Origin of the sequence: Chryseobacterium balustinum (assembly GCF_900168205.1) — a bacterium.
Taxonomy (GTDB): Bacteria; Bacteroidota; Bacteroidia; order Flavobacteriales; family Weeksellaceae; genus Chryseobacterium; species Chryseobacterium balustinum.
The window spans coordinates 26,262-53,077 of record NZ_FUZE01000019.1; the positions used below are offsets into that span (position 1 = coordinate 26,262).

At 32.9% G+C, this 26,816-nt stretch carries 24 protein-coding genes and 1 tRNA gene; 12 read left to right on the forward strand and 13 right to left on the reverse strand.

What is annotated here, in order from left to right; genetic code table 11:
• Nucleotides 1-5: 5 nt before the first annotated feature.
• Nucleotides 6-365 (reverse strand): 30S ribosome-binding factor RbfA, encoded by a 360-nt coding sequence (rbfA, locus tag B5X64_RS17185; RefSeq protein WP_066680287.1) that lies wholly within the window; start codon nucleotides 363-365, stop codon nucleotides 6-8.
• Nucleotides 366-446: 81 nt separating this feature from the next.
• Between rbfA and mce the strand changes: the two genes are divergently transcribed.
• From mce to B5X64_RS17225, 8 genes are all read left to right on the forward strand, one after another.
• Nucleotides 447-845, forward strand: coding sequence for a methylmalonyl-CoA epimerase (gene mce, locus B5X64_RS17190; protein WP_074231120.1), 399 nt, complete (start codon nucleotides 447-449; stop codon nucleotides 843-845).
• Nucleotides 846-907: 62 nt separating this feature from the next.
• Nucleotides 908-981 (forward strand) — tRNA-Ile (locus tag B5X64_RS17195).
• A 464-nt stretch (nucleotides 982-1,445) separates the two neighbouring features.
• Nucleotides 1,446-2,264: a hypothetical protein gene (locus B5X64_RS17200; RefSeq protein ID WP_079466413.1), complete on the forward strand. Its 819-nt coding sequence runs from the start codon at nucleotides 1,446-1,448 to the stop codon at nucleotides 2,262-2,264.
• A gap of 163 nt (nucleotides 2,265-2,427) precedes the next feature.
• Entirely contained in the window at nucleotides 2,428-2,838 is a 411-nt protein-coding gene (locus tag B5X64_RS17205; RefSeq protein WP_228418970.1) for a hypothetical protein, read from the forward strand.
• An 11-nt stretch (nucleotides 2,839-2,849) separates the two neighbouring features.
• Nucleotides 2,850-3,581: a CsgE family curli-type amyloid fiber assembly protein gene (locus B5X64_RS17210; protein ID WP_079466415.1), complete on the forward strand. Its 732-nt coding sequence runs from the start codon at nucleotides 2,850-2,852 to the stop codon at nucleotides 3,579-3,581.
• An 11-nt stretch (nucleotides 3,582-3,592) separates the two neighbouring features.
• Entirely contained in the window at nucleotides 3,593-4,003 is a 411-nt protein-coding gene (locus tag B5X64_RS17215; RefSeq protein ID WP_079466416.1) for a curli production assembly/transport component CsgF, read from the forward strand.
• A gap of 19 nt (nucleotides 4,004-4,022) precedes the next feature.
• Nucleotides 4,023-5,390, forward strand: a complete 1,368-nt coding sequence (locus tag B5X64_RS17220) for a CsgG/HfaB family protein (protein WP_079466417.1) — start codon at nucleotides 4,023-4,025, stop codon at nucleotides 5,388-5,390.
• Between the two features lie 11 nt (nucleotides 5,391-5,401).
• Nucleotides 5,402-6,913, forward strand: a complete 1,512-nt coding sequence (locus B5X64_RS17225) for a carboxypeptidase-like regulatory domain-containing protein (RefSeq protein WP_079466418.1) — start codon at nucleotides 5,402-5,404, stop codon at nucleotides 6,911-6,913.
• 390 nt (nucleotides 6,914-7,303) lie between these two features.
• On the opposite strand, the gene B5X64_RS17230 is transcribed toward B5X64_RS17225, so the two are convergent.
• Nucleotides 7,304-7,951 (reverse strand): response regulator transcription factor, encoded by a 648-nt coding sequence (locus B5X64_RS17230; protein ID WP_079466419.1) that lies wholly within the window; start codon nucleotides 7,949-7,951, stop codon nucleotides 7,304-7,306.
• A gap of 547 nt (nucleotides 7,952-8,498) precedes the next feature.
• Between B5X64_RS17230 and B5X64_RS17235 the strand changes: the two genes are divergently transcribed.
• Both B5X64_RS17235 and B5X64_RS17240 read left to right on the forward strand, forming a co-directional pair.
• The gene (locus B5X64_RS17235; protein ID WP_079466420.1) at nucleotides 8,499-10,001 is read left to right on the forward strand and encodes a bifunctional GNAT family N-acetyltransferase/carbon-nitrogen hydrolase family protein; all 1,503 of its coding nucleotides are present in this window, start codon (nucleotides 8,499-8,501) and stop codon (nucleotides 9,999-10,001) included.
• 360 nt (nucleotides 10,002-10,361) lie between these two features.
• Nucleotides 10,362-12,095: a metallophosphoesterase family protein gene (locus B5X64_RS17240; RefSeq protein ID WP_228418972.1), complete on the forward strand. Its 1,734-nt coding sequence runs from the start codon at nucleotides 10,362-10,364 to the stop codon at nucleotides 12,093-12,095.
• Here the strand turns inward: B5X64_RS17240 and B5X64_RS17245 are convergent, their stop codons facing one another.
• The 9 genes from B5X64_RS17245 to B5X64_RS17285 all read right to left on the reverse strand — a co-directional run bounded on the left by B5X64_RS17245 (nucleotide 12,096) and on the right by B5X64_RS17285 (nucleotide 23,035).
• Entirely contained in the window at nucleotides 12,096-12,932 is an 837-nt protein-coding gene (locus B5X64_RS17245) for a GLPGLI family protein (RefSeq protein WP_079466422.1), read from the reverse strand.
• Between the two features lie 77 nt (nucleotides 12,933-13,009).
• Nucleotides 13,010-13,330, reverse strand: a complete 321-nt coding sequence (locus B5X64_RS17250) for a hypothetical protein (RefSeq protein ID WP_079466423.1) — start codon at nucleotides 13,328-13,330, stop codon at nucleotides 13,010-13,012.
• Between the two features lie 54 nt (nucleotides 13,331-13,384).
• Nucleotides 13,385-14,473, reverse strand: a complete 1,089-nt coding sequence (locus tag B5X64_RS17255; RefSeq protein WP_164463451.1) for a TlpA family protein disulfide reductase — start codon at nucleotides 14,471-14,473, stop codon at nucleotides 13,385-13,387.
• Between the two features lie 44 nt (nucleotides 14,474-14,517).
• Complete coding sequence (locus tag B5X64_RS17260) at nucleotides 14,518-14,937, reverse strand: lysozyme inhibitor LprI family protein (protein WP_079466425.1); 420 nt, start codon at nucleotides 14,935-14,937, stop codon at nucleotides 14,518-14,520.
• 11 nt (nucleotides 14,938-14,948) lie between these two features.
• A complete protein-coding gene (locus B5X64_RS17265) occupies nucleotides 14,949-15,386 on the reverse strand; it encodes a hypothetical protein (RefSeq protein WP_079466426.1) in 438 nt (145 codons plus the stop codon).
• A gap of 15 nt (nucleotides 15,387-15,401) precedes the next feature.
• Nucleotides 15,402-15,755: a hypothetical protein gene (locus B5X64_RS22640; RefSeq protein WP_123890011.1), complete on the reverse strand. Its 354-nt coding sequence runs from the start codon at nucleotides 15,753-15,755 to the stop codon at nucleotides 15,402-15,404.
• A 256-nt stretch (nucleotides 15,756-16,011) separates the two neighbouring features.
• Nucleotides 16,012-21,705 (reverse strand): DUF3320 domain-containing protein, encoded by a 5,694-nt coding sequence (locus B5X64_RS17275; protein ID WP_079466427.1) that lies wholly within the window; start codon nucleotides 21,703-21,705, stop codon nucleotides 16,012-16,014.
• A 126-nt stretch (nucleotides 21,706-21,831) separates the two neighbouring features.
• Nucleotides 21,832-22,587 (reverse strand): DUF2490 domain-containing protein, encoded by a 756-nt coding sequence (locus B5X64_RS17280; protein ID WP_164463450.1) that lies wholly within the window; start codon nucleotides 22,585-22,587, stop codon nucleotides 21,832-21,834.
• A 1-nt stretch (nucleotide 22,588) separates the two neighbouring features.
• Nucleotides 22,589-23,035 (reverse strand): PepSY-like domain-containing protein, encoded by a 447-nt coding sequence (locus B5X64_RS17285; protein ID WP_079466429.1) that lies wholly within the window; start codon nucleotides 23,033-23,035, stop codon nucleotides 22,589-22,591.
• Between the two features lie 259 nt (nucleotides 23,036-23,294).
• On the opposite strand from B5X64_RS17285, the gene B5X64_RS17290 reads away from it, so the two are divergent.
• Nucleotides 23,295-23,732 (forward strand): cupin domain-containing protein, encoded by a 438-nt coding sequence (locus B5X64_RS17290; protein WP_079466430.1) that lies wholly within the window; start codon nucleotides 23,295-23,297, stop codon nucleotides 23,730-23,732.
• Nucleotides 23,733-23,804: 72 nt separating this feature from the next.
• On the opposite strand, the gene B5X64_RS17295 is transcribed toward B5X64_RS17290, so the two are convergent.
• Both B5X64_RS17295 and B5X64_RS17300 read right to left on the reverse strand, forming a co-directional pair.
• A complete protein-coding gene (locus B5X64_RS17295) occupies nucleotides 23,805-24,602 on the reverse strand; it encodes an HAEPLYID family protein (RefSeq protein ID WP_079466431.1) in 798 nt (265 codons plus the stop codon).
• A gap of 62 nt (nucleotides 24,603-24,664) precedes the next feature.
• Nucleotides 24,665-25,534: a LysR substrate-binding domain-containing protein gene (locus tag B5X64_RS17300; protein WP_079466432.1), complete on the reverse strand. Its 870-nt coding sequence runs from the start codon at nucleotides 25,532-25,534 to the stop codon at nucleotides 24,665-24,667.
• Between the two features lie 84 nt (nucleotides 25,535-25,618).
• On the opposite strand from B5X64_RS17300, the gene B5X64_RS17305 reads away from it, so the two are divergent.
• Nucleotides 25,619-26,815 (forward strand): MFS transporter, encoded by a 1,197-nt coding sequence (locus B5X64_RS17305; RefSeq protein ID WP_228418974.1) that lies wholly within the window; start codon nucleotides 25,619-25,621, stop codon nucleotides 26,813-26,815.
• The last annotated feature ends 1 nt before the right edge of the window (nucleotide 26,816 follow it).

A 26,816-nucleotide genomic window follows, 5' to 3' on the forward strand; every position in this document is an offset into this window, starting at 1 on the left:
TATTGTTATAAAACAGGATTGTCACCTTCGCCTCTTAGTTCTCTTTCTATTTTTTCTACATCATCAAGTGTAGTGTCAAGATAAAAGCTCAATTGTGGAATAATACGTACTTGTTTTGCCATTTTCTGGCCGATGAAGTTTCTGTATTGTGCCTTATTTGCTTCTATTTCTGCCATAATTGAAGAACGAAATTCTTGAGGGAAAATACTTAAATAGATTTTAGCGATTCCCAAATCGGGAGTTACTTTAACGTCGGAAACCGATACCAGAAAATTTTGTTTACTTTCTGATGCCTGTTTTCGGAAAAGTTCTGCGAAATCTTCCTGTATAATCTGTGCTACTTTTCTTTGTCTGTTGCTTTCCATAATTTATGCAAATTTAGTACTTTTGTTTGAATTGCTTATTTGAAAATTGATCAGCAATCAAAAAAAATATATTTTAGACTTATGAAATTAGAACATATCGGCATTGCAGTGAAATCTTTGGGAGTTTCTGATGAACTTTTTACAAAGCTTTTGGGTAAAGAATCTTATAAAAAAGAAACGGTAGAAAGGGAGGGCGTTGTGACTTCTTTTTATGAAACTGGAGAAAGCAAAATTGAACTTTTAGAGGCCAGTAATCCAGAAAGTCCAATCTCAAAATTCATTGATAAGAAAGGAGAAGGTATTCATCATTTAGCATTTGGCGTAGAAAATATACTGAATGAAGTAGAAAGATTAAAAAAAGAAGGATTTCAGTTTATCTCTGAAGAACCTAAAGAAGGTGCTGATAACAAATTAGTTGTCTTCTTGCATCCGAAATCGACGAATGGTGTCTTGGTAGAACTTTGTCAAGAAAAGCCATAAAAAGTTTTGTAGTGAAAGAAATTTTACTATTTTTGCAAACACAAAATTTAACCAAATTTTGAGGTCCTATAGCTCAGTTGGTTAGAGCACCTGACTCATAATCAGGTGGTCCCTGGTTCGAGCCCAGGTGGGACCACTTTTATAATCAAGCACTTACAGAAATGTAGGTGCTTTTTTACTTTTTCAGGTGAAACAGGATCAGTATTCTTAACGGAATCTAAAAATCTATTTCCTAAATATTTCTAAAAAAATCCCAAAAAATCTTCTCTGAGTGTGGTGAAATATTTCTATACATTTCAAAATAGATTTTTTTGTCTAATTCTTAGTTTTGTTTTTTTATTTTTTTTGATGTAAATAAAATGTAGAGAATGTAGAAAGCATGCTATAATGCAAGCACTAATTGCTAATTCTGGTTAATTATTATTTGTGATGGTTCTCCGTGATTTTGTGTAACAATAATTGGTGAGAGAGTAAAAACTACAAACGGTTAGTTTTAAAACCAGATATAATGATTTTGGAAATTTACAAGAGATTGGTGGTTTCTTACTTTGGTTTTGCTTCTATCTTTGTCTCACAAATAACCAATTAATTTTATTGAAAATGAAAAATTTTATCACTGGTGTTTTTACACTACTAGCCACAGGATTCGCATTCGCTCAAGCAAACGTTGATGTGAGTACTCAAATGGGAAACTTAAATGTTGCAACTGTTAATCAAACAGGGTTTTTTAATCAAAACTATCTTTTACAAGACGGTAACCGTAACACAGCAGACATTGACCAAACTGGAGCATTTAACATTAATGTTGCTTCGAGTAACGGTAACAGAAATTCTATTGATGTAGACCAAGTAGGATTAGGAAACTCAAACGAAACAAATCAGTACGGAAACAGAAACTCTGCCCAAACATGGCAAATAGGAGCTTTTAACTCTACTGAACAAACACAAATTGGTAGAAGAAACGATGCTACTTCTATACAATGGGGAGTGGGTAATGATGTAGTACAATATCAAGATGGTAGGAGAAATGTGGCATCTGCTTTCCAATTAGGTGTTGATAATACTGCTGTACAGGTACAGTTAGGTAGAAGAAATGATGCTTCTTCTGTACAATTAGGAAGCGGAAACTATATTTTACAATATCAGGATGGTAATGATAATATGGCTTCTCATACTCAGATTGGTGCAGATAACGTTGCCGTTTCAGCTCAATTAGGTAATGATAACTCAGCAACAGGATTGCAGATTGGTTCAGACAACGAGCTGTATCAATTACAAGTTGGTAATTCTAACACTGCCATTGACTTCCAATTAGGAAACGATAATATGATATCAGTAAGCCAATTTGGAACTTATAATTTCCATTTAGGAACTCAGATTGGAAATTCAAACTCATTAACTGTTGTACAGTCTAACTAACAATTTAATAAAAAAATGAGGAGAAGCATCTTTGCTTCTCCTTTTCAGTTTCTATCAACTATTTTTTTAGTAGTAAATATAACGGTAAACAGTGATTTTGATAGAGTAACCTATTCATGTGTTTTGTAACAATAAGTATTAAGGTACCTTTAAATAAAAAAAAATGAATATGCTCACTAGATTCTTTTTTTGCTTAGGATTTTTATTTTTCTCTTTTTCTTCTCTGAAATCACAACAAGTAGAATGGAATCAAATTAATAGTAACAGTGTCTTAGATTTAGCAATATTACAAGCTGTAGATAATCATACTTCTTATTCGAATATTTTACAAATAGGAGATTCTAATAATATTGAAGCGATGATAAATGCGAAAACCAATATTATGATACAGCAGCTTGGAGATTACAACAGTTTATATTTTAACAATTTTTTTTCTGATACCAAAACAACAAATGTCATCACTACCCAAGGTAATAATAATATTATCGATATCACAGGGAGTAACAGCGTATCTGAAAATATGAAGGTGAATGTAAAAGGTGATAACAGAACCATTTTTATTAGGAATTATTAAATAGAAAAGTAATGATAAGTAAAAATATTTTATTATTTACTTTTCTTACCGTCTTTCTGTCTCTTGGTTGTTATGCACAGGAAGAAAGAAAAGTATCTGCCAGATTAGAGCGTGAGACGATAGAGCAGCAGTTTATTATTAAAGCGTTTGCTATCAATAGTACTTCTGTATATAAAGAGCTCAATTATCTCTTAGTATCAATTAAAAAAGGTAATGGAGGTAATCTTTCAAACAACCGGCAAAGCGGAAAGTTTACAATAAATCCTAATGAAATAAAAAAACTATCAGAAATGAGTGTTAACCTAGAGACGAAAGATGCTTTAAAAGTTTTCTTATATATAAGAGACGAAGAATCTCAAAAGTTGATTGCTAAAGATAGTTTAGAAATAAATCAAGATGCTTTTAGTAAAAAAGCAAGTAAAATTGAAGAGGAAGTCTTCTCGGAACTCAAAGGGTTGACTATCGATGAAACAAAAACCAAAGTAGGAAAAGACTTTTACGATTTGTTTTATATGCAATACAACCAAGTTCCCAAAAAAGACAATGCTACGATTACTATATCAGAAGTTCCCACACGCGGAGTAAACGGGCAAATTAATATCGAAATTGAAGATAAGGTAATCTATAGTTTTATGACCAACCCTAGTGAAGATTATTTAAAAGAACAGATGCTTATGAGTTTTCGTTTGATTAAAGAATTTATTGCTAAGAAAAATCTTATTAAGAATGAATTCATATACTAAAAACAATTACCATGAAACCACTTTATGTTTTTCTTATACTGTTTTGCAGTTTTTTTCTTGGAAAATCTCAGCAACTTGTTTATAAACCTATCAATCCCGCATTTGGGGGTGATACTTTCAATTACCAATGGCTATTAAGCTCTGCAAATGCTCAAAATCAATTTGATGAGAAAGATAGTTTGAGTGATTTGCTAAACGGCATGAATTCGATGGATAGTTTTAGTGAAAGCCTAAATAGGCAGATTCTCAGTCAATTATCACAAAAGCTTTTCGAAAATCAATTTGGTGATGGGGCTCTTAAACCCGGAAACTATCTTTTAGGTTCGTTGTATATTCAGATTACAACTACTGCGCAAGGATTGCTAATTAATATTTTGGATACTTCTACCGGAGACCAATCCGAAATTGTGATTCCCAAATAATACTAAAAACTAAATTACCATGAAATTTTACATTTACATCAGAATTTTTTTCTGTCTTACACTTGTATGTGTTTCTATAGGATGTAGTTCTTTACTTGGGCTTCCTTCTACACCAGAGAAATCAACACTTGGCGAAAATACAGCTTACACAAGAGAGCTGAAGGATCTTATCCCGCCAAAAGAACGTATTGTAATAGGGGTCTATAAGTTTAGAGACCAAACCGGTCAATATAAACCATCCGAAAATGGTAATAATTGGAGTACTGCCGTACCTCAAGGTACTACAACAATTCTTATTAAAGCATTAGAAGACAGCAAATGGTTTATTCCTATAGAAAGAGAAAATATTGCTAATCTACTTAACGAGAGACAGATTATTCGCTCTACCCGTCAAGAATATCTTAAAGATGCAGATAAAAATAGCCAAATATTACCCCCGCTTCTTTATGCAGGAATCTTGCTAGAGGGTGGGGTTATTTCTTATGATAGCAATGTCTTAACAGGAGGCTTGGGAGCAAGGTATTTCGGTATCGGTGCCTCTACACAATATAGACAAGATAGAATAACTATTTATCTTCGTGCGGTTTCTACCTTAAATGGAGAGATACTCAAAACCGTTTATACTTCAAAAACAATTCTTTCTACAAGTATTAATGGAAGCTTTTTCAGATACATTGATACTGAAAGACTTTTAGAAGCAGAAGTTGGTCTAACTCAAAACGAACCCGTACAGCTCGCAGTGACAGAAGCCATAGAAAAAGCGGTTAAAGGATTGATCGTTGAGGGAATAAGAGACAATATATGGGGGAAATCTGTGGATGAGAATATAGGAGTTTACAAACCACTTATAAAAAGCTATGAAAACGAGCAAAATGATAATCTGAATAGAGTAGTAGGTAATAAATATCCAAGCAATTACAGACAACAGTTTGCTTTGTATACCAACCTTGAAACACAAAAAGTAAAAGACGACTACGTAAACCCTAAGTTTAATTTGGGAGGGAAATTTGGATTCAAATATTTTTTTAATCCTTATTTAAATCTAGACGTTAGTGCAAGTGTTTTAACTATAGAAAATAAAAATATTTTTTCCCGTACCTACTTTACTCCGGAAGTCAATCTAGAAGCAGTCATTTTACCTCAGTACAAACTGAGTCCATTTGTTTATGGAGGAGTTGGTGCTATGTATTCTGGGATGAAACCATTGTACAAAGGGCAGTTTGGTGCCGGATTAGAATATATGGTCAGAAAAAACTTAGGAATAAGAGTTTCTTCACAATATGATCTTGGTTTTAAAGATGATTGGGATGGTTTGATAAACGGAAAAAGAAAAGATCAGGCGATGAGATTTTCGATTGGAATAAACTTTTATATAGGAAAAAAATAAAAACTTAAACTATGAAAACTATATTACAAATTCTCGGTATAATTATCATTTCATTTTCCCTTCTCTCTTGTAATGAAGAGCTTGTAGATCAGGCTCAATCGGGAATATTAAAAGGAAAAGTAGTGAAAAGAGGTACTAATGTTCCTCTTGGAAACGTGAAAATTTTTACTGCACCCACCACCGAAACTGTATTTACGGGTACAGACGGTACTTTTGAGATTAAAAACATGCCCGTTGGAAATTATTCTGTAAAGGCTGAGCTGAGTGGATATATTACAACGTTTCAGGCAGTCAATATTCAGAAACAAGATCAGGTGGTAACCGCCGTTTTCGAAATGGATGATGATAATTCACTTAATACACCGCCTACCACTCCGGTATTACTCAGTCCTATAGACAATGCGGTGAATCAACCTCTCATCGTTGAGCTTACTTGGAATTCTACTGATCCCGATACAGTTGATGTGCTAAAATATAATTTAACCATTAAAAATAATCTTGATACCAATATTATCCAGGTCAATGATCTTCTTACAAATCACTATACACTTTCGAATCTTAAATTTGGGGTAAGTTATTTTTGGCAGGTTTCAGTTTCTGATGGAATACACGCGCCTGTACTCAGTGCGATTAGTAAGTTTACCACCAATATGGTTCCTCTTAATCGTTATCATTATGTACAAAAACAAAATGGAAACTTACTCATTGTGTCGAGTAATGAGTTGGGAGCAAATTTCCAATTTACAAATTCGTCTTACAATAGTTGGCGACCTAGAAAAAATAATAATGCAGGATTAATTGCATTTTTAAGAACTGAAGGAGGTAATTCACATATTTATACTGCTAATCCTGATGGATCTAATGTTTTTAAAGTAACGACAGTACCCGTCGCAGGATTTAATAATAATGAAATGGATTTCTCGTGGAGTACCAATGGCCAAGAGTTCCTCTATGCAAACTTTAATAAACTCTATAGAATAAATAAAGATGGAAGTGGTTTAAATTTAGTCTACACAGCACCTTCCGGAACGATGATTTCTGAATGTGACTGGAGTTATGATGGAAGCAAAATTGCATTAAAAACCAATAGTGTCAATGGATATGGTACTCAGATTTACATCATTGATATGTTGGGAAATACGATAAAGACAATTTTATCAGGAACTTTAGGAGCGAGTGGAGGTTTAAATCTTTCAGTAGATGGCAATCGTCTTTTGTATACTCGGGATATTTCAGGGTTTGAAGATATTAGTGGTAATTACAGACAGCTCGACACTCACATTTTTGTCTATGATCTGATATCCAATATTACCTATGATATATCTTCTGAAAGTGAAAGACCGCAAGGTACAAATGATTTAGATCCTCGTTTTTCACCCAATAATGCTCAGATTATTTTTACGAATACTTCTAATGATAATATTTCACAGAGAAATGTAGTCACCGTAGACTTAAATAATGATTTGACAGATATGCAGAGAACAATACTCTTTAGCAACGCAGAAATGCCGGATTATGAATAAGAGTTTGTAGCCTCATACAATAGATAAACCCAAAAGCTTTAGTGTAATTTTAGGGAGTCCGTCTCACAACTAGTGAAAACGGACTTTTTTTATGATTTTTTTCGACCTCTTATCGGAGAATGATTTTAATATAAAAGGTTCTCAACCCACCTCATTTAGTTGTGAGAGAAACTCTTTTTTCTTTTGATAAAAAGAATACCGTAAAAACCTATTGCAATGTAAATGAAAATATTTCATCATGTAGATTTATTTCTATGTTTTAAATATGCTAAATCTGTACAATCCGTTTGAAGAATAAAAAAAATTGGAGCAGAATTTAAAAAATCTGTTCAAAAAAATAAACTCCAGATAAATTTATCTAGAGTTTACTTAGGGTAATACTATTGGTTATTAATCTATAATATGATTTGCGATGGCGTATTTTACCACACCGACAGAATTTTTTACATTCAGTTTTAATAAAATTCTTTTACGGTGAGTTTCTACGGTATTAATGCTTATGAAAAGTTTTTCGCAAATATCCTTACTGCTTAAGCCATCGCAGATGAGTTTTAATATTTCCATTTCACGCTTTGTAAGAGGATCTTGAATGTGAAGTTTTTGTTTTTTTTCATCCGTGTTTAAAAAGTTGATCATTTTCTCTTTTGCATAGTCACAGATGTAAATTTCATTGGAAAGTAAGGCTTGTACAGATTTCAAAAATTCATCGTACCTACTGTTTTTATCAAGATAGCTTTTTATTCCTTTATTAAACAGTTTCCTAATATCCATTATATCATAGCTGTTGCCAATTACAATAATCTTTATCGTTTTATTTTGTGCAGTAATATTTTCTACATTTTTTAAAAGATCTGTCAGCATAAGCATATTAGAGTTAATCATCAAAAACTCTGGAGGTTTGCCTTGAAGGTTCTCTTGTAAGGCCTCGTAAGAATTACACAAATCAATAGTATTAAAAAGACTGCTTTGAGTCAGAAGTTTTGATAAACCCTCAGTGTATAGCATGGGTTCACCAAAAATAGTTAATTTAGGCTTCATCAGGTCAGTTTTAGTATATAAATATACGAAAAAAAGCGTATGTTTTTCGTAAAAAATATAATTTAATGCAGTTAATTTTGTTTTATTGGTTTGTTTTTGCGGTTTTTTTTGTGGTTTCTGTAAATAAATCTCTTTTTTTAGATTTGTATTTAATGAAATAATAGATGTCGTGTAAAAACACCTGTATTTATAGGCTTTTTTTATTTTTTTTAAAGTTTAATTAACGTTTTAGTGATATGCTTAAGTTGAGATTAGTTGCCTCAAAAATGACAAATTGAACATTATTATTTAATTTTTTTTTAGAATTAAGCTTAAAATCTTAGAATAATTAAAAAATTATGTTAGACTTTTGAAACAAAAATGCCGTAATTGGGCCTTGAACATCGAGAATATCTCAAAACAGCTTGAAAACACACCAAGATAAAGTTGCGAAGAAACCCAATAGGTCAATAAAATTTTATATAGGTTTTTAGTCTAAGCCATTTTTAAAGGAAGATGGCAAAAGGTTTGCAGAGTTTTTGCGTAACTTTAAGAAAAATACACATTTATGCAGATAGAAACACGCACCCTGAAAGTAGACGACTATGATGAGTTGGTAGAAACCATGCGCAGAGCATATCCTCAAATGTCAGAATACGTTTGGTCAAAAAAAAGCATTGCCAAGCTGAATAAAATTTTTGAAGCCGGGCAAATCTGCATCACAGTAGACGGAAAAATTGCAGCCGTTGCATTATCCATTATTGTAAACTATGATGAGTTTGGGGATGATCATACGTATAGTGATATCACCGGAAATTATTCTTTCAATACCCATATTTCAACCGGAAATGTATTATACGGAATAGAAATTTTTGTTGATCCCGAATATCGTAAATTGAGATTGGGAAGAAGATTATACGATGCCCGAAAAGAGCTTTGTGAATTATTAAATCTGAAATCCATTATTTTGGGTGGAAGAATTCCGCACTATCACAAATACAGCAACGAAATTTCGCCTAGAGAATATATCAGAAGAGTAAGGGATAAAGAAATTTATGATCCTGTGCTTTCTTTCCAGCTTTCTAATAATTTTTTGCCGATAAAAGTGTTGAAAAAATATCTTCCCGAAGACGAAGCTTCTCATGAAAATGCGGTTTTACTTCAATGGAATAATATTTACTACAGCAAAAAACCAAACACAATGCAGGATAGCGTTATCCGTTTGGGATTGGTGCAGTGGCAGATGAGGCAGTTTAAAGATATTGATGCTTTTTATGAGCAAGTTGAGTTTTTTGTGAATGTTATGGGAGATTACAAATCAGATTTTGTGCTTTTCCCAGAATTGTTCAATACTCCTTTGTTGGCTCCATTCAATAACCTTTCTGAGCGAGACAGTATGATTGAGCTGGCAAAAATTACGGAAGAAATTAAAGCAAAGATTTCAGAATTGGCTATCAGTTATAATGTGAATATTATTTCCGGAAGTATGCCGATTTTTGAAAATAATGATTTGTACAATGTGAGTTATCTCCTTCACCGTGACGGTAGAATCGATGAATATAGAAAAATTCATATCACTCCCAATGAAAGAAAGTACTACGGAATGAAAGGCGGGAACGAGATCAAAGTGTTTGATACCGACTGTGGAAAAATAGGTTTGGTTATCTGTTACGACGTTGAATTTCCTGAATTACCAAGAATTTTAGCCGATCAAGGAATGAAAATTTTATTCGTTCCTTATCTTACCGATACTCAAAATGCGTATATGCGAGTTCGTCATTGCGCGGCTGCAAGAGCCATTGAAAACGAATGTTATGTTGCGATTGCAGGCTGTGTCGGAAATCTCCCCGGAGTAAATAATATGGATATTCAGTTTGGTCAGGCTGCAGTTTTCACGCCTTCAGACTTTGCATTTCCTTCAAATGCGGTGAAAGGTGAAGCTACTCCAAATACAGAAATGACACTCATAGTGGATGTTGATTTAAACTTACTAAAAGATCTTCACTACAATGGTTCTGTTCAAATTCTGAAAGATAGAAGATCAGATCTGTATGAAACTTATTTGAAATGATTTTCTTTTAATTCAAACAGATCTTGTGGATTCAGCAGTTTTTTGTTTGATCTAAAAATTTAATGATATTTTGAAGCACTTTCTTTTTGAAGGTGCTTTTTTTAAATTTCTCTCTCAAATTTAAAGATCAGCTGAATCTGCAAAATCTGCGAGAGAAATTAAAATCTTTTGATCCTTTTGCGATTTAAAAAATATCATAAACTAAAAAAATTAAATCAAATTTAAAATACGATCCACACTCAGTTTAAACTAAAAACCGACCTTTCGAAATTAAAATTTCCTGTTTTGAATCGATCGCTTCCTATTTTATTCGTCTTCCTTTTTTTCTTTTCATTTGATCTAAAAAGCCAGCAAATACCTGTGAAAATTGCTTTTTTAGCTGATGTCCATTTTCAGGATTTATATGGAGAATTTTCAGATTCAGATTTTAAAGGAATTGAAAATCCGAAAACAGGTAAGAAAACTATTCTCAGAACGATGGATTCTCAACTGCATTCCACAAGGATTTTTAATGAAAATTATTTTGCTTTTCTCGCGGCTTTGGATGATATTGCTAAAAGAAATATCAAAATCGTTGCGCTTCCCGGAGATTATACAGATGACGGACAAGCTTATAATTTGCGGGGTTTAAAGAAAATTTTAGAAGAATATCAGAAAAAATATCAAATGCGGTTTTTCATCACGACGGGTAATCACGATCCTGTCGGTCCGTTTCTGAAACAAGGAGGAAAATCTGATTTTATGGATGAAAAGGGTGGTGAGCTATCAATTGTCAGTGACAAGAAATGGATTAAAAATAAAGAAAAAAGAGCTGTTCTTACGAAAGATATTGCGATGTCGGGATATCTGGAAATTTTGAATGAGATGAAAGGATTTGGTTTTGTACCATCTGAAAAAGATCTTTTTTGGCAGACTCCCTTCAGTAGAGATTCTTATGAACAATTTAATTTAAAAAATGCTTTAAAAGACTCTGAATATTCCAACAGAATGTATGAGGTAAGTCCTGGTTTTTCGGTGCCTGGCTTTTCTTATGTTGTTGAACCAGTCGAAGGGATTTGGTTAATGGCAATTGATGGAAATACCTATATTCCCAAAAATAACAATGGAAATCCGAAAGATGAAAATAATTTTCAAGGTGCTTCCATCGGGTACAATACTATTTTAACCAATAAAAAACATTTATTTTCCTGGGTTGAAAAAGTGGTGATCGAAGCTAAAAAATATAATAAAATATTAATTGCTTTTACTCATTATCCGATTTTAGATTTTAACGATGATGCTAATTCAGATATCAAAAAATTGTTAGGAAACGATAAATGGCAAATGGATAGAGTTCCTCAAGATGAGGTTGCAGAATTGTTGGCAAAAGCCGGTTTGAAATTACATTTTGCAGGACATATGCACATCAACGATACCGGAATTAAAAAATTTGATGATGGAAAAATGCTCGTCAATATTCAGGTTCCTTCTTTAGCAGCGTATATTCCTGGGTATAAAATTCTCACGGTTAATTCTGAGGATGAATTTGAGGTGGAAACGATTTCCATTAAAAATGTTCCAAGATTCAACGAGTTGTTTCCGCTTTATGAAAAGGAGTTTGATAATTTAAAAACTAAGAACTCCTCAAAGGAGATCTGGAATAAAGATATTTTAAAAACAAAAAATTATCAGGATTTTACATTGTTTCATCTGAAAGAGCTGGTGAGACTTCGTTTTATTCCTTCCGACTGGCCGAAAGATTTTATTGAAAAAGCTTCAAAACTTTCAGGTAAAGATTTGTTGGAGTTAAGTTCAGGAAATCAAAAAACATCCAACAACGTCAAAAATAAATTTACAAAATGGAACTTTGAAGATGCACTTTTAAATCTTTATCAACTACAATCTGCAGATGAATTGGCAAAAAAAGATATTCTTAAAAAAAGGCTTTCTCAGTATAAAATTTTAGAACAAAATTTTGAAAATTTAAAAACCAATGATGATTTTTTGAATCAACTTAAAACTTTCTTTAAGATTTTAGAAAAACTGTCATCAGGAGATGCTTCAGACCATTTTAAGATTGATTTTCAGAAAGGTGAAATTGTGAATTTGAAGTGATTATTTCTTAGATTTTCCTTTCCTTTTCAAAATATCAATCTCTATAATATTATTGTTTTTGCTGATCTGTTCAAGCATAAATTTTTTCTGTTCACGGATAATTTGTTCGCCCGTTCTGAAATTTCCTTCAGCATCTCTCTGGTCAGGAATTCTTCCCACTAGATATGCTGTAGGGTCGGTTCTATTTTGAAAGTATGTTTTTAGATAGGCTTCATAATCAAGTTTTGTTTCCCGAGATTCATCTTTACGGTAAGGATATTCGAAAGGACTTTTAGTATTTTTAATGCCTTTTAAAACAAATTTGTGGCTTGCGGTTTTGTCCTCAATTTTTAAAATTAACCCTGGTAAACCATGAAATTTATAAGGTCCATCCTGAATCGGAATATCTTTTGCAAACCATGCAATCCAAGTTCTACCCCCAAATTCTGTAGTTGCTTTCTGTACTTTATAGTTTAAAAGTTCATCAAATTCATTAGATAAATTCCATTTTAGATTTACATTTTGCTCAACATTGTATTTGGAATCACCAACTTTAGTTTCAAAAGAAATTTTTTTATTGTTCAAATCTTTAATATCCATTTCAGAAATTTTATAAGGAAGCGGCATTACCATCAAACCTTTTTTGCTTTCTGCATTTATCGTAGAATCTGAAATGTATTTATCTAAACTATAGTAATGTGATTTGTCTTTGTCAACATTCAAGATCATGATTTGTTTACTTATATCTTTCTGATTGGTAGAATCTGAGATAAATTGATATTCGTAAGTAAATTGTTTATTTTGAGCCGAAAGTTGAATGGTAAAGAAAATAAAAAAGAGATGTAAGGATAATTTCATCAGTTAAATATTAAAATGGAACAGTATCTTTTTGCTGAAAATTATTCGGAAAATTGAATGTTTAAGGGAAATATAGTTTATGCAATTCTACTTGATCTTGAGCTTTTTCCACAAACCAAACAATACAAATCTTCTCGCCAGATTCTGTTAACTTTATAATTTAATACCGTATTAATTTCCTGATCGATATTTATATTTTCAGCTAGAGTAGATTTCTCGGGACTTGATTTTATATCTGATGAGGTTTCCTTTTCTGCTTTTGAAATGAAATCGCTTTTCTTGCTTTCTGATATTAAAGTAGAATCTGAAATGTTTCGTTTTACGTTAATAAGATCTTTATTTTGCGCTGAAACCAGAGCAAAACTGACAATAAATAAAAGAGTTAGAAATAATTTCATAATTTCAAAAGTGTATCCCAATTTAGTGAAAATTTGAATGTGATTTTAATTTTTTTATTTGCCAGTTAAAGTTTTTAAAAATGGTAAAACTTGTGATGAACCATCTAATGTTTCGATAATAATTCCTCTTTCATTAATTAAATAAAGAATGGGATAACCATTAATTCCAAACTGTTTTTCAATGTTTTTTTGGTCAGAAATAACAGTAAAGTTTACTTCTTTGTTAACGAAATATTTTTTGACATTTGCTTTAGAATCTGAACCGAAAATATTGATGAGTTCAATTTTAGGATTTAAATTAAAACCTGAGCTCAAAATATAGTCTGAAATCATTTTTGAATAACCACAATTGGTTGAAGAAAAAAGGAGAAGGGTTTGTTTTTCTTTTTTTGGATTAAAAGAAAATTGTTGACCATTAATATCAATTGCTTCAAAAGGCTGAACTACAGTATTTTTTGCTAAAGGCTGTAAAGAATCTTGTCTTTCGTAATATTTTAAAGCATAATCTTTTGGAAGAATAACTTTGAAATTGGTCGTTTTATCAAGGAAAATATAATTACTGAATAAATAAGTTACGGTTTGTCCCAATTTTCCATCTACAAAACTTTTTCTTTCAAACTTGCTGATTGTAAAATTTCCCGAAATGTAAATATGAAATTCGACTTTTATTTCTTTTCCTTCGTAATGATTAATGCTTTCTATGTTTGAATAATGACTGTGAATTTTCCCGTCGATTTGGGTTTCATCAATAAAACTCCATTTCTGTTTTAGCAAAGTGGTGGGTCCAAATTGTCTGAGACGGGAAGCTGAAATTGCGGCGTTTTGATTTTCTTTATTTTCGTATTCGTAAATGGTTTTTTCGGTGTGATTGACTTCGTAATAAAAATTGTTTTTGTAGAATTCCTCCGAAGTTTCGTTCTTGCTGTAGAATTCGAAATCTTTATTTTGAGGTTTGTAGACGGTATATAAAATACTGAAAACAGAGATTGCATCCGTTTCAGGATTTGGATAATAGGCGGTAGTTTTATAGCTGATTACATTGGCTTGGAAATATTTGCGTTTTGCCTTTTCTAAATCAGGAACCTGAGCGCAAAGTTGGTCGATGCTTAATAGCAATAAAACAATACTTATAATCTTCTTCATTTTTATTACAGATGACATTTGTTTTGTATTTATAGTTTATTAATTTAATACTCTAAATTTTCAAAATACATTTGTAATCCTAATGCTCTATTTTTTACAATTTCTTTTTTCTTATTTTCAGCAATATTATACCACATTGTTCCTTCTTTTACTTCAAAATAAAATTTAGTAATGAATTTAAATTCTTTATCTCTATAAATAATCCATTCCTTTTGAGAAGCTTTCAATATTTCAAAAGCTTCTTTTGGAAGTTTAGTTGAAAGAAGATTATAATATTTATTAAGCTCTTTATCCCAAGACTCTCTTGCTTTTATAGTACATTTTCGCATTTCAGCATTCGAAATATCTTGTTTGTCAAAACATTTTGATTCTTCAATATCTATAAAATTTTCTTGCTGATTTTTATTCTGAGAAAATACCGAAACAGAAAAAAAAATAAAAAGTAGAGAAACCAATTTTTTCATAATTTTTGAAACTAAAAATTCTTAAATCGATACGGTATTTTCACAATATCAATTACTTTTTCACCTTGACTATTTTTCCCGGCGGTCCACTTTATATTTTGGGTAGATTTTGCCGCGGCGGCTTTCACTTCTTTATTAAAAGTTTCATTTTTTCCGAACGTTGAAATATTAAGTACATTTCCTTGTTGGTCTATCTTTAAAATGATTTCTGTATTTAAATTTTCACCAATGTCCTGTAACTTTTTTTTATCAATATTCTCATCAATATTCTTCAGAAATGCTCTGTTTCCACTCGGAAAATGTGCAGGGAAAGTTACTCTCGGCGGTGGCGGAACAGATAAATCCTGCGGTTGTTTTGATTGGTATCGGTCTGCGATTTTTATTTCGTGTTTTTGAGAAAAAACTATAGTAATAGAAAGAATACTGAATATGCAAAATATTTTTTTCATGCTCTGATTTAATCATTAATTGTTTTCTACTTTATTTTTAATTTCTGCAATTTCAGGATATTTTACAGAATAAATTATATCGTATTTGTCTCCTTTCTTGAAATTGTCATTATAATTATAAATTCCTTTTTTATAAATACCGTTTCTGGTTTTATATTGAAATATTGCCCAAACTTTCCATCCTCCTCTTGTGTACCTGCTTTCCAGATTTATTACTTCTGCAATTGATTTTTCAATTGGTTCATTATTTAAAATATTTTGAATTCTTCTATCAGTTAAATTTCCTGTAATAATCATTGAACAAAACATCCCAATAACTGCAAAACCTATTATTGCAGTGTTCTTAATCGTTTTTTTTATCCACAGCATTTTATTCGAACTGAAATTTGGTTTTTTAAAACTGTAATATTTCCCCAATAATGAGAACGTAATAATTAGCCAACTACAGAAAAAAAATAAATAACTTATTATTTCCAAAAAACCGTTGTCTTTATAACCAAAAAAGAAAATTACTGAAAATCCTACTAAGATTAAGAGTATTCCATAAAGTAAAGCTTTATTTTTCAAATTAAATATTTTTCGTTTACTATTAATAAAGGATGAAAATCAAAAAAAGTTTTAAAATTTACCCCAAAACAATTCTCCCATCAACTTCCTTCAACACCCCTTTTCCAATCAATTCCTCCACAGAAAAATTCACTACAGAATCAATCTGAGAACCCACTTTCGCAAACCCAAAAGTTTTACAAACCGCACGAACCAATTCGTCCTTATTTAAACTCAAACTCGAATGCATCAATTCCATAATAGCAACCGATATTTCTTCAGGAGCAATCTCATCAATCAATCTTTTTTCTATTGAATTGTCTCGGTAGAAATCAAGATTTTGAGGTTGTAGATTTTCGTTCCAGTAAAATTTCTGATAATTTTCTGTGGTTTGTAAATTCGGGATAGAATTTAAAGTTTCCAAAAGATAATTATTCATTTTTCCACCTGCTCTTGAAGTATTCCAAAGTTTAAGAATCTTCCTGAATAAAGCATTCTGGCTAATCGGTGATTCGATATCAATAATCGTTTTAATCTGATTTAAAAGAACGGGTTTATTTTCAAAAAGATAAATAGATTCTGAGTTCGCATTAATTTCCGGACTCAATTCTGCTGCAACATAAGAAATCATTTTCGAAGGTTTTTCAGTTTCCGAAACTTCACTCAGATAGACTTTTTCAGAAGTTTTCAGTTCAATGATTTCTTCCTTTTTTTCTTTTGTCTCGGTCTTTATTTTCTCAATTTCAGCCTGAATTTTTTCAACAATTTTTTCTTTATTTTTAATCCAGTCCAGAGTCCAGATCCTGAAAACATTCCATCCCAAACCTTTCAAAACATTCGGAACAAGCAATTCTCGGTCATTGGTGGTATTGATATTGAAATAATTTTCACTGTCCACTAAAATCGCCATCAAATATTCGCTTTCATGTTCAGGATTAATAACGCCGATATCGATTTTATATTCCGAAGTTCCGATGTTGGTTTTGATTTTCAGACCGCCTTCCTCCAAATGTTTAGTAATCGAATTCACCATCAGTTTTTGTTGATTTACCGTTTGATTTGAATTGTGATAAACCAAACCTTTTTCAGAAAAGTTCAAGAAGTTTTTTAACCCTAAAACACCTTCCGAACTCGTCCTATTCATGTCTATTTGGTCGCCTTTTAACGAAGAAAACACTTTCATTTCGTAACGCGCTCTTGTTACAGCAACATTCAGTCGTCTCCAACCTCCGTCGCGGTTGAGCGGACCGAAATTCATCGAAACTTTTCCGTCTTCATCAGGTCCGTAACCAATCGAGAACAGAATAATATCACGTTCATCACCCTGTACATTTTCAAGATTTTTAATGAAAATTGGTTCCTCAGAATTAATGGTAAACTCTTCCAAATGCGGATTTTCCTGAAATAATTTCTGCAGTAAATCTTCAATCAGACTTTGCTGAGTCTGGCTGAAAGTCACTACACCAATCGATTTTTTATTTTGCTTTTCAAGATGATCTTTAATGTATTGAATTATTGCTTCTGCTTCATTTTTATTGGTTCTCGTTTTTCCTTTATCGTAAAATCCGTCAATAAATTCAAACGTTACTTTTCGGTTCAGATCATCCGGAGATGGGAACGTGAGCAGTTTATTATCGTAAAAATGAGCGTTGGAGAAAGAAATCAAACTTTCATGCTTGCTTCGGTAATGCCTCAGTAAATAATTTGAAGGAATCGAAAGCGCCAGACAGTCATCCAAAATACTTTCCAGATCTTCGAGCTCAAAATTTTCTTCATCAACTTTCTGGGAAGCAAAGAAACTCGTCGGCGGCATCTGTTTCGGATCGCCCACAATAATCGCCTGTTTTGCCCTCGCCAAAGCACTTACTGCCTCAGAAGTAGGCAGCTGCGAAGCTTCATCGAAAATTACTAGGTCAAAATGCTCTTCATTTACATCAAAATATTGCGCCACCGAAATCGGACTCATCAACATACAAGGTTTCAGCCTCGGAATTAAAGTTGGAATTTGATCGAATAGTTTTCTAATCGATAAACCTCGACCTTTGTTTCTGATGGCTTTCTGCAAAATTCCAATTTCTGAGCTTTGAACGGCTTCCTGAGAAAAATTAGGAATTCTATCGCTCAGTTTCATCGTTAACTGATTTTTGGTCAGTTCCGTAAATTCTTTATGAAGATTTTTATACTGCTGAATCTGAGATTCGTAAATATTGGCATCAAAACCGTTCAAAGTTCCCGAACTGTAAATGGTTTTAATGAATAAATTCAGATGAATGATTTTTTCAAACTCGAGTTCAAGAGATTCTGTATCGAGCCAGCCTTTTTCAAGGAAATCGATGAACCAGTTTAGGTTTAAATCTTGTGCTTTTTCTTTTAAAGCATTAAAATTAATCCAGTCTTCCAACTGATGAATATTCTGAATAATTGTCTGTAAATCCGCATCATTAGGGATTTCATGCACAAATTCTAAAAGCTGAGTTTCTGCATTGTCAAAGTCTTTCAACGTTTCAACGACTTCAGAAATATTCTGATTGTTATCTTGTTTTGATGAAAAATCTTTCAGCCATTCCGGAAAATTCGGAATGGAAATTTTTTGAGTTAAATCCTTCGTACTTTCAATGGTTTTTAAATCTTTTTCAATCGAAGAAATATCAAACGAATTTCCGGTAAAATAAAGATTCGTCACCGATGAAAGTGCATTGTAATGAAGATTGTTTAATTGATTTTTAAGTTGCTGATAATTTTCAAGCTTGTCAAAAAGTCCATCGATTTGCACATCAGATTCTATTCCTGATTTGGCGTAACCGTTTAGTTGCTGTTTTACTTTCCTTTGTTTAAACCATTTCGGAATAAACCATGTATGTTTTGCCTGATTCCACAACAATTTTAATGAAGCAAAATCTATATTTAAAATGGAAGAATTAAAATTGGAAGTGATTTGATTTTCAGTTTGTTGAAGCTGAGTTTGCTGAGTCATCCAGTTTTTGAATAAATTCAGCTGACCTTCATTAAAAACCAAATCGATTAAACCAGATTTCACCGGATTGTTTTTTAAATATTCAAGAATTTCTATGCTGTCAGCATTGGAAACTTCATCCAATTGAAACTGCTTTTTTACCTGTTCTGCCGAACTTTTCTTTTCATTAAACTGACTGATTGCGGAAAGAATAAGATTTTTATTTTCAAACTGATGACTTGAAGTTTTTATCGGACGTAAAGCATGAAGCGATGGCTGTCCGATTTTCTGCACAATCGACGCAAAAGGAATTAACCAGTCTTTCCACTGATTCCAGTTGAAAACATCGGCACTTTCCAAAGGGAAATTGATGTGAAAACGTTCATCTGCTTTTACATGATTGGTTTCCAAAAAGGCAATGGTATCAAATAAACTCCAGCCAATCGGAAATTTATGGTGCAGTTCATTTACATATTTCCCAAGTTCTTTTCTGCGTTCGTCGAGACGTTTTGCTTCTTCATGATAATCGGCATTGATTTTATACTTCGGAACTTCCAAAGTTCTTTCAAACTGTTTCAGTACATCTGATTTTTTAGATTTATTGGAATGCAATTCGAGGCAGAATGCACCCAAACCAATATTTTCCAATCGGTGATGAACCACATCCAAAGCTGCTTTTTTGGCGGCAACGAAAAGTACTTTTTTATCATTCGATAAAGCATCGGCAATAATGTTGGTAATTGTCTGTGATTTTCCAGTTCCGGGAGGCCCTTGAAGAATAAAACTTTTATTGAGATTGGCATTCTTTACCGCATTTAACTGAGAATTGTCGGTCGAAATTGGCAAAACCAATTCTGAAGCTGAAATATTTTCTAAACTTTGAGCATCATTTTCCACGCTTTCCAAAGTTCCTGTCAATCGTCCGTCGATCAGACTTTTTACAATCGAACTTTTCTGAATTTCTTCCGAATATTTTGAAATATCCTGCCAAAGAATCAATTTATTAAAGGAAAAAATTCCCAAAACCAACTGCTCCAGAACATCCCAACCTTCAAGATTGAGAACCGCATTTCTGATAATCGCCAAAACTTTCGGCACATCAACTCCCGATTCGTCCATCGGAAGATTTTCGAGACTGTTGATGTTGAGCTTGAATTCCTGTTTTAAATATTCAAGCAACGTAATATTAATCATCGTTTCTTCTTCACGGCTTCGAAGTGTGAATTTAGAATTCACAGATTTTCTCGAAAGTTCAACAGGAACTAATAAAATAGGAGCGAGTCTTGGAACGTCTTTGTTTTTTGGTTCAAACCATTTTAATAGCCCAATTCCCAAATATAATGTACTTTTCCCGTTTTCTTCTTCTGCGAGTTTTGCGCTTCTGTAAAGATTGGTAAGAATATTATCGAGATCATCCTGATGATAATATGTTAAAAGTCGGTTGTATTTAAACTCATCATCAGCAAGTTTAAAAAGCGGTTGCGACTGATGTAAAGGCTCGCCATAAAGATTGTATTTTCTGAGAATTGCCTGGTTGTTGTCGGGATGAATCGTAAATGATTTTCCGTCGGCTAAACTGTCTTCAAGCACATTAATTTTAGAATCAACCAATTGAAGCATACTTTTGGTGAACCGCAAATTCAGAAGATTATTTCTGAGCGAAAGATCGAGTAGTTTTCTTTCCCAGACTTTCTGTTTGGTAAGATTTGAAAAATCGGTCAGCTCGAGATCATCATATTGAGTTCCCAAATCAAAATCCTGATCAAGTTTTGTAGAGTTTTGAACAGGTTTTAAATCTTCTGTCAAATTATTTTCATTTTTCAAAAGTGGGAGAGGAGAAATTCCCGCTGACCTTGCATTTTTAATGTCTAATGAGAGCAAAAATCTTGATGAATCCATCAACTGAGTTTCCGCAGAATTCATCGCATCTTTGAAGGAAAGATTACTTCCTTTGCAAAGACTGGTCGATTCAATTAACGCAATTTCTTTTATTCCGGTTGCAATTCTTTTAGAAATTGCAGCCTGATCAAAATTGATTATTCCATCGAAACGCTGATCATCCAACCAAACTCCAACAAAAGCGTGACCTTCCGTTACAACGATAATCGGATTCAAATCAATTGCTTCCAGACACGCTGCAAAAAGCAAAGGAATATCAATGCAGTTCCCGAATTTTGTTTCTAAAACCGTGTCTATAAGCCTAATTCTTTGTCCGTTCTTTTCAAAACTTGGCGGCATTGCGCTGTAAATCAATTCCAGATTCTGAATGGATTTGTAAATTGCCGAAACCATTTGCAAAACCCTTTCCTTGCTCTTCTGCTGATAACCTTCAAAAGATGAGGTGAGTTTGTTTCTCGCTAAAATATCGATTGCATCTGCTTTCAGTTTGTACAGCGAAGTATTATTGGAAAGAACATAGGAAGCCAAAAGTTGCGGATACGATTGCAATCCACCAAAATAATCCATCGGGAGAACTTCTATGCTGAAACTTTTTTCATAAATAGATTCTCCGCCTTTAAAAACCTGAATTTTAATTTGATCTAAATCTTTTTCGGTCAGTCTTTTCAATAACATGTTATTAAAAACAAAGTTGAAAAGGGAAATTTTATACAACGAATTTTGCTTTATTTTATCAATATAAACATCATATTTTTCAAATAAACCCAAAGATGAGGTGATCTGAAGGTTTAAGTTTTCAAAATCTTCACTCACTTCTCTGAAGGAAATGCTTTGAAGAAAAGAATATTGGTTTAAACAAAAAGTATAATTGAAATAAGGATTGTGTTGTATTTGTAAGTCAAACGGAATAATCTGCTCCATAAATGTTTTTTGTGATTATCATTCTCTTTTTCGAGAGATAATGCAATTTAGAAATAAAACAGATATGTACAAAAAAGTTTGGCTTAGTGAGAAGGAAAATTATGAATTATTCGAATATATAATCATTCAATTCTTTCTTTTCCCATTAAACACTACATCAAACGCCAAATAACTCACATCATACGGATGACTTCCTCCCACCAGATTATTCATATAACCAATATCAAAAGTTACAGCTGAATTTTTTGGAGTTACCGAATAATATGCTAAAAAACGGCTTTCGTGATATTTCCAATCACTCCATTCTTTTGAAACGGCATCTTTTTCAGTTGAAAATAATTGTTCGGAACTTAAAATTATTTTTTTTGATGCATCTTCATTCAGGTCGATACTTAATTGCAGACGCAATCGGCTTCGCAAAGCAAAAGATTCAGCATCTTCCAGGCTTTTGGGAGCGAAAAATTTTCTGAATTCCTGTCTGAAAGTAGGTGTTATTTTAAGTTTTGAGTTTTTAAAAACGTGCGATAAACGACCATATAATCTAATTTCCTGCTGATCAACAATATTATTATCGGCTGTATTTTTCTCTTTTTGATTCCTGAAACTTACCGCAAAAGAATATTTCCAATCGTTTTTGAGCTGCTTGTAAAACTCCTGATTGAGAACCAAAATAGAAGGTTTTTCTATAGGATTGATTGACGTTTCGCCCGTTCGTCCCATTCCGAAATAGCTCATCGATTCCCAATTTTTACTCAACTTTTGTTTGACTCCTGCAGCCAACCAGCTCGCCGTTTTAGCATGTCCCAAACCCGGCGGACTGATCTGTGCAGAAAGATTTACAGCAACAAAACATAGAGTGAAAATGATCAAAAATCTCTTCATTTTAATCTTCTCTTTTTTGTAAAATTCTTCCCTGTGCATCAAAAACTACTTTCCATTCTTGAGAACGATTTTTCAGTTCGACGTTGTAAATCACTTTTCTACCTTCAGTAATTTTCTTTACATCATCGATTCTGTAACCAGGAAAAGATCTGTTGATGGAAGTTACAACCGATTTCGGAAGATTACTTTTTGAAATTTCTTCTTCATGTCTTACCAATTTTCCGTCTCTGGAATACAAAACTTTATGATCATCACCTAATAATCCGGTTTCAAATTCTACTTCATAAAGATTTCCTTTAATTTCCCAGTCGATATCGGCTGCTTTTGGAAAACTTTTTTGGAAATTGTTAAGAATAACCGAAGGAACTTCATTTTGATGAATATCCTGTGCTGAAATGTTGGTTAAACTTAAACCTAAAATGCTGATTGCTACAATTAAATTTTTCATAACGTAAATTTTATAATGCTAATTTCCGACATGATTCTGGAAACAATTGGGAATGATGTTTTTTTAACCATTAAAATCAATTTAAGTTTTAAGATAGTTTAAGGAAAAAAATTCTTAGTCTTCATCAGCAAAATCTGTGAGAGTTTAAAAAAATTAGAGAAGATAATTATTGTCAAGCTGGTATCTAAATGATTTGCCACAATTAAATTCAGAGCAGAATTGAATATCTTTGAACAGATTGTTTTAAATAATTAAAAAAATGAAAAGATTATTTCAACTCACGGTTATCATAATAATCATGTTATTTCAACAAAAGATATATGCTCAGAAAACAGCTGCAGCAAATGAATCTTCTAAATATACGATTGAAAACTGCGTGAACGAATTTGATTTAACTAAAGCAACAAAAACAAAATCCGGTTATCAGTATTGGTTTGCCGATAAGAAATTCACTGAAGAAAACACGTTGAAGATGAGTATCGTAGAACCTGGAAAATCTACACATGCGCCACATCATCATCCTGAAGAAGAATTTTTTTATATTTTAGAAGGAAAAGCTTCTTTTTATCTAAATGGTAAAATCGTGGAAGTCGGAGCAAATACCAGTTTGTACTGTCCTCCAAATTCAGAGCATGGAATTAGCAACGCAGGAGATAAAGATTTGAAATATCTGGTCATTAAAAAGGATTTGCGTTAGTTATAAAAAATACTTATTTGAGAAAAAATATCACGCAGATTAAATAATTTTAAAATAAAAATCCAATCAAAATCAAGGTTCATACACCAGTCTGAAAAACGAAGACATATTTTCTTTGTCGTGCGAAACAGGAATTCCCGTCACGATTCCCACAGCAAAATGTGAATCGAGTTTAATTTTTACTTGCGGACGAAGCGTGACCGACATTTTTCCATGACTGATTTCTTTGTTGACTTCCACGCCTATAAAATGACCGGAATTGGGTAAAGAATACATCACAGAAGTATTGATCTGCCAATCAACTGGTGTTTGGTTTTCTCCCAATTCATGCTGAATCATCGGATACGTGTAAACCAAAGTATGAATATGAGAACCCCATTTTTTCGCAGCCACAAAAAACGGACTGTACACCAAACCTGTAATAAATTTTCCTTTGCCGTAATTTTTAAAATCTGTAAATTCTATGACTTGAGTATAGCCTAAAGCCATCGAAGTCTGAGATTTTTCTGAAACAAAAAAAGTGTACTGCGCAGAAAGTCTGATTCCGTCTAATCGGTTTCCGGGAATTTGTTCTTTGGTAGAATTATTTTTCGGACTGAAAAAAGAAAAATCGGTTTCCACCTCGAGACCTAATCGGTTAATCGGTGCAAATTCATACTCGGCTAAATATCCGCTTTCTCTATAATTTTTTCCACTTGAAAAATCGGCTCCCAAATTAAATTCCTTTTCGCCTTTTCTTGCTCCGAGATCTCTTACCAAGTCTTGAAAAATAGGTTCTGCGTGAGATACTTTTACGGCGTTAGACTTGGTTTGTGCAAATGCTGAGAAGCCTGCTAAAATGCTTAAAATTCCTGCTAGTATTGTTTTCATATTACAAATCAACAGCACGAATCGGGAAAAATTTGGGAAGAAATCTGGAAAGAAATGGGAATTTATATTTTCATAATCATTTCAGCAAAGCTTTTCATAGCCTCAGTTTGATACGCTTCTTTAAGCTGCATTAAAACGGCTTTCCGTTCTGCTTTATTTTCTTTGATCGGAATGGTAACCAGATTTTGTTGGTCCGTTACGGTAGAATCAGCCAGAATGGTGTGGAGAATTCCGTTTTCCACAATTTCTATTAAAGTAGGAATGTCGTTGATCTTCATTTTTACATTGGGAGAAATAAGATTTTGTTTAAATAAATCCATCACATAATGTGTGGTACTGAATCCGTCAAAAGGCATTGCCAAAGGAAGATCAGCGATAGTTTTGAGATCAATTTTTTTTAATTTTGAAAATTCAGAATGTACAGAAGTTACAAACATCATTTCAGAGACAAAAAGATTCTGGTAGATGAAATTTTCTGCAGGCTGCGCTTCCTGATAACTTAAAACCAAATCGAGTTCAGCGTCACCTAATTTTTTCAGCAGAATATCCGTGGTTTCAAAAAGAATTTCAAGATTAATCTGAGGATATTTTTGAATGAAATTTTTAACTGCAGGAACTAAAATCGAGCGAAGCCCATAAGAAACCCCAATTTTTAGACTTCCGCGTGACAGTTTTTTCAGATCATGCATCGCCAATAAAGACTCTTCAGAACTACGCACAGATTTTTTTGCAAAATCAGCGAAAATGTTTCCGGCTTCGGTAAGCTGAATTCTTTTCCCGATTCTGTTGAAAAGAGGAGTGTCGATTTCGGTCTCCAGTTGTTTAATCTGTTGGGAAAGCGTGCTCTGACTGATGTGCAAGGCATTTGCAGCTTCCGTAAAATTCATCAGTTCTTTAGCTTTGAGAAAATATCTCAGTTGACGAAGTTCCATTTGTAAATCGGTTTTATAGATTGATGTTATCGAAATAAAGCGTTTTACAAATTTAAAAATTATACAGAACTTTGCTTTATTAAAATGATTAAAGAGCAAATGGATAAGGCAGGAAAAAATACAAGACGATTATGGGCAATCCAGATCTGTATTTTTCTTTCTGGTTTGTCGGTATTTTCACAGCTGTACTTATTTCAGCCCTTGCTTCCCAATGTTGCTTCTGAGTTCAAAACTTCTGTTGGTGACAGCTCGTTGCTGGTTTCTTCTTCTACGATCGGCATGGCAATCGGATTGCTGTTTTTTTCGTTTAAAGCCGATGCGTTTTCAAGAAAAAAACTGATGATATTTTCGTTACTAAACTCGGCATTTCTAACTTTAATTTCATCATACATCAATCACCTTGAAATTCTTGTGTTTCTTGGAGTTTTAAAAGGTTTTGTGATTTCGGGAGTTTCGGCTGTCGCTTTGGCGTACATCACTGAAGAAGTCTCATCTTCTGTTTTGGGTTTGACGTTGAGTATGTATCTGAGCGGAAATATCATCGGCGGAATGAGCGGAAGAATTTTTGCAACCTTGCTTGCGGGTGAATTGGGATGGCGCAACGCCGTTTTAATCATTGGAATTGAAAGTCTTTTTTTGGCTTTGGTTTTCTGGAGATTTTTTCCGGAATCCAATTTTTTCAAACCACAAAGACAACGTTTTGCTTTAAAGATCAGACAGATGAAATCGTTTTTTTCTGATGCCGATTTTTTAAGTTTATATTGTATTGCCGCTTTATTGATGGGATCTTTTGTGAGCGTTTACAATTATCTAAGCTTCAGATTAGAGCAACCGCCATTTTCGTTGAATCATATTTTCATTGCTTTCATTTTTTTGATGTACACAGTAGGCGTTTTTGGAACAATGCTTTCAGGAAGATGGTCTTTAAAATACAGTCAGCGAACAATACTTCAAACTTCTGTGTTTGCAATGATTATCGGTGTTTTCTGTCTGTTTTCAACTAATGTATGGATGGTTGTTTTAGGATTGGGACTTTTCACTTTCACGTTTTTTGCAGCACATACCATGGCGAGCAGAATGGTTGCTGCAAAAGCAAAAGAAGCCAAATCTGCGGCAACGTCTATTTACTGGCTGTTTTACTATTTCGGTTCCAGTGTTTTGGGAAGTGGAAGCGGCTATTTTCTTCATGCAACTTCCTGGTTTTGGTTTGTGGGATTGCTCAGTTTAGCCGTTGCAATATCATTTTTTTTAACCCTGAAAACACAAACAATTAAATTGTAGA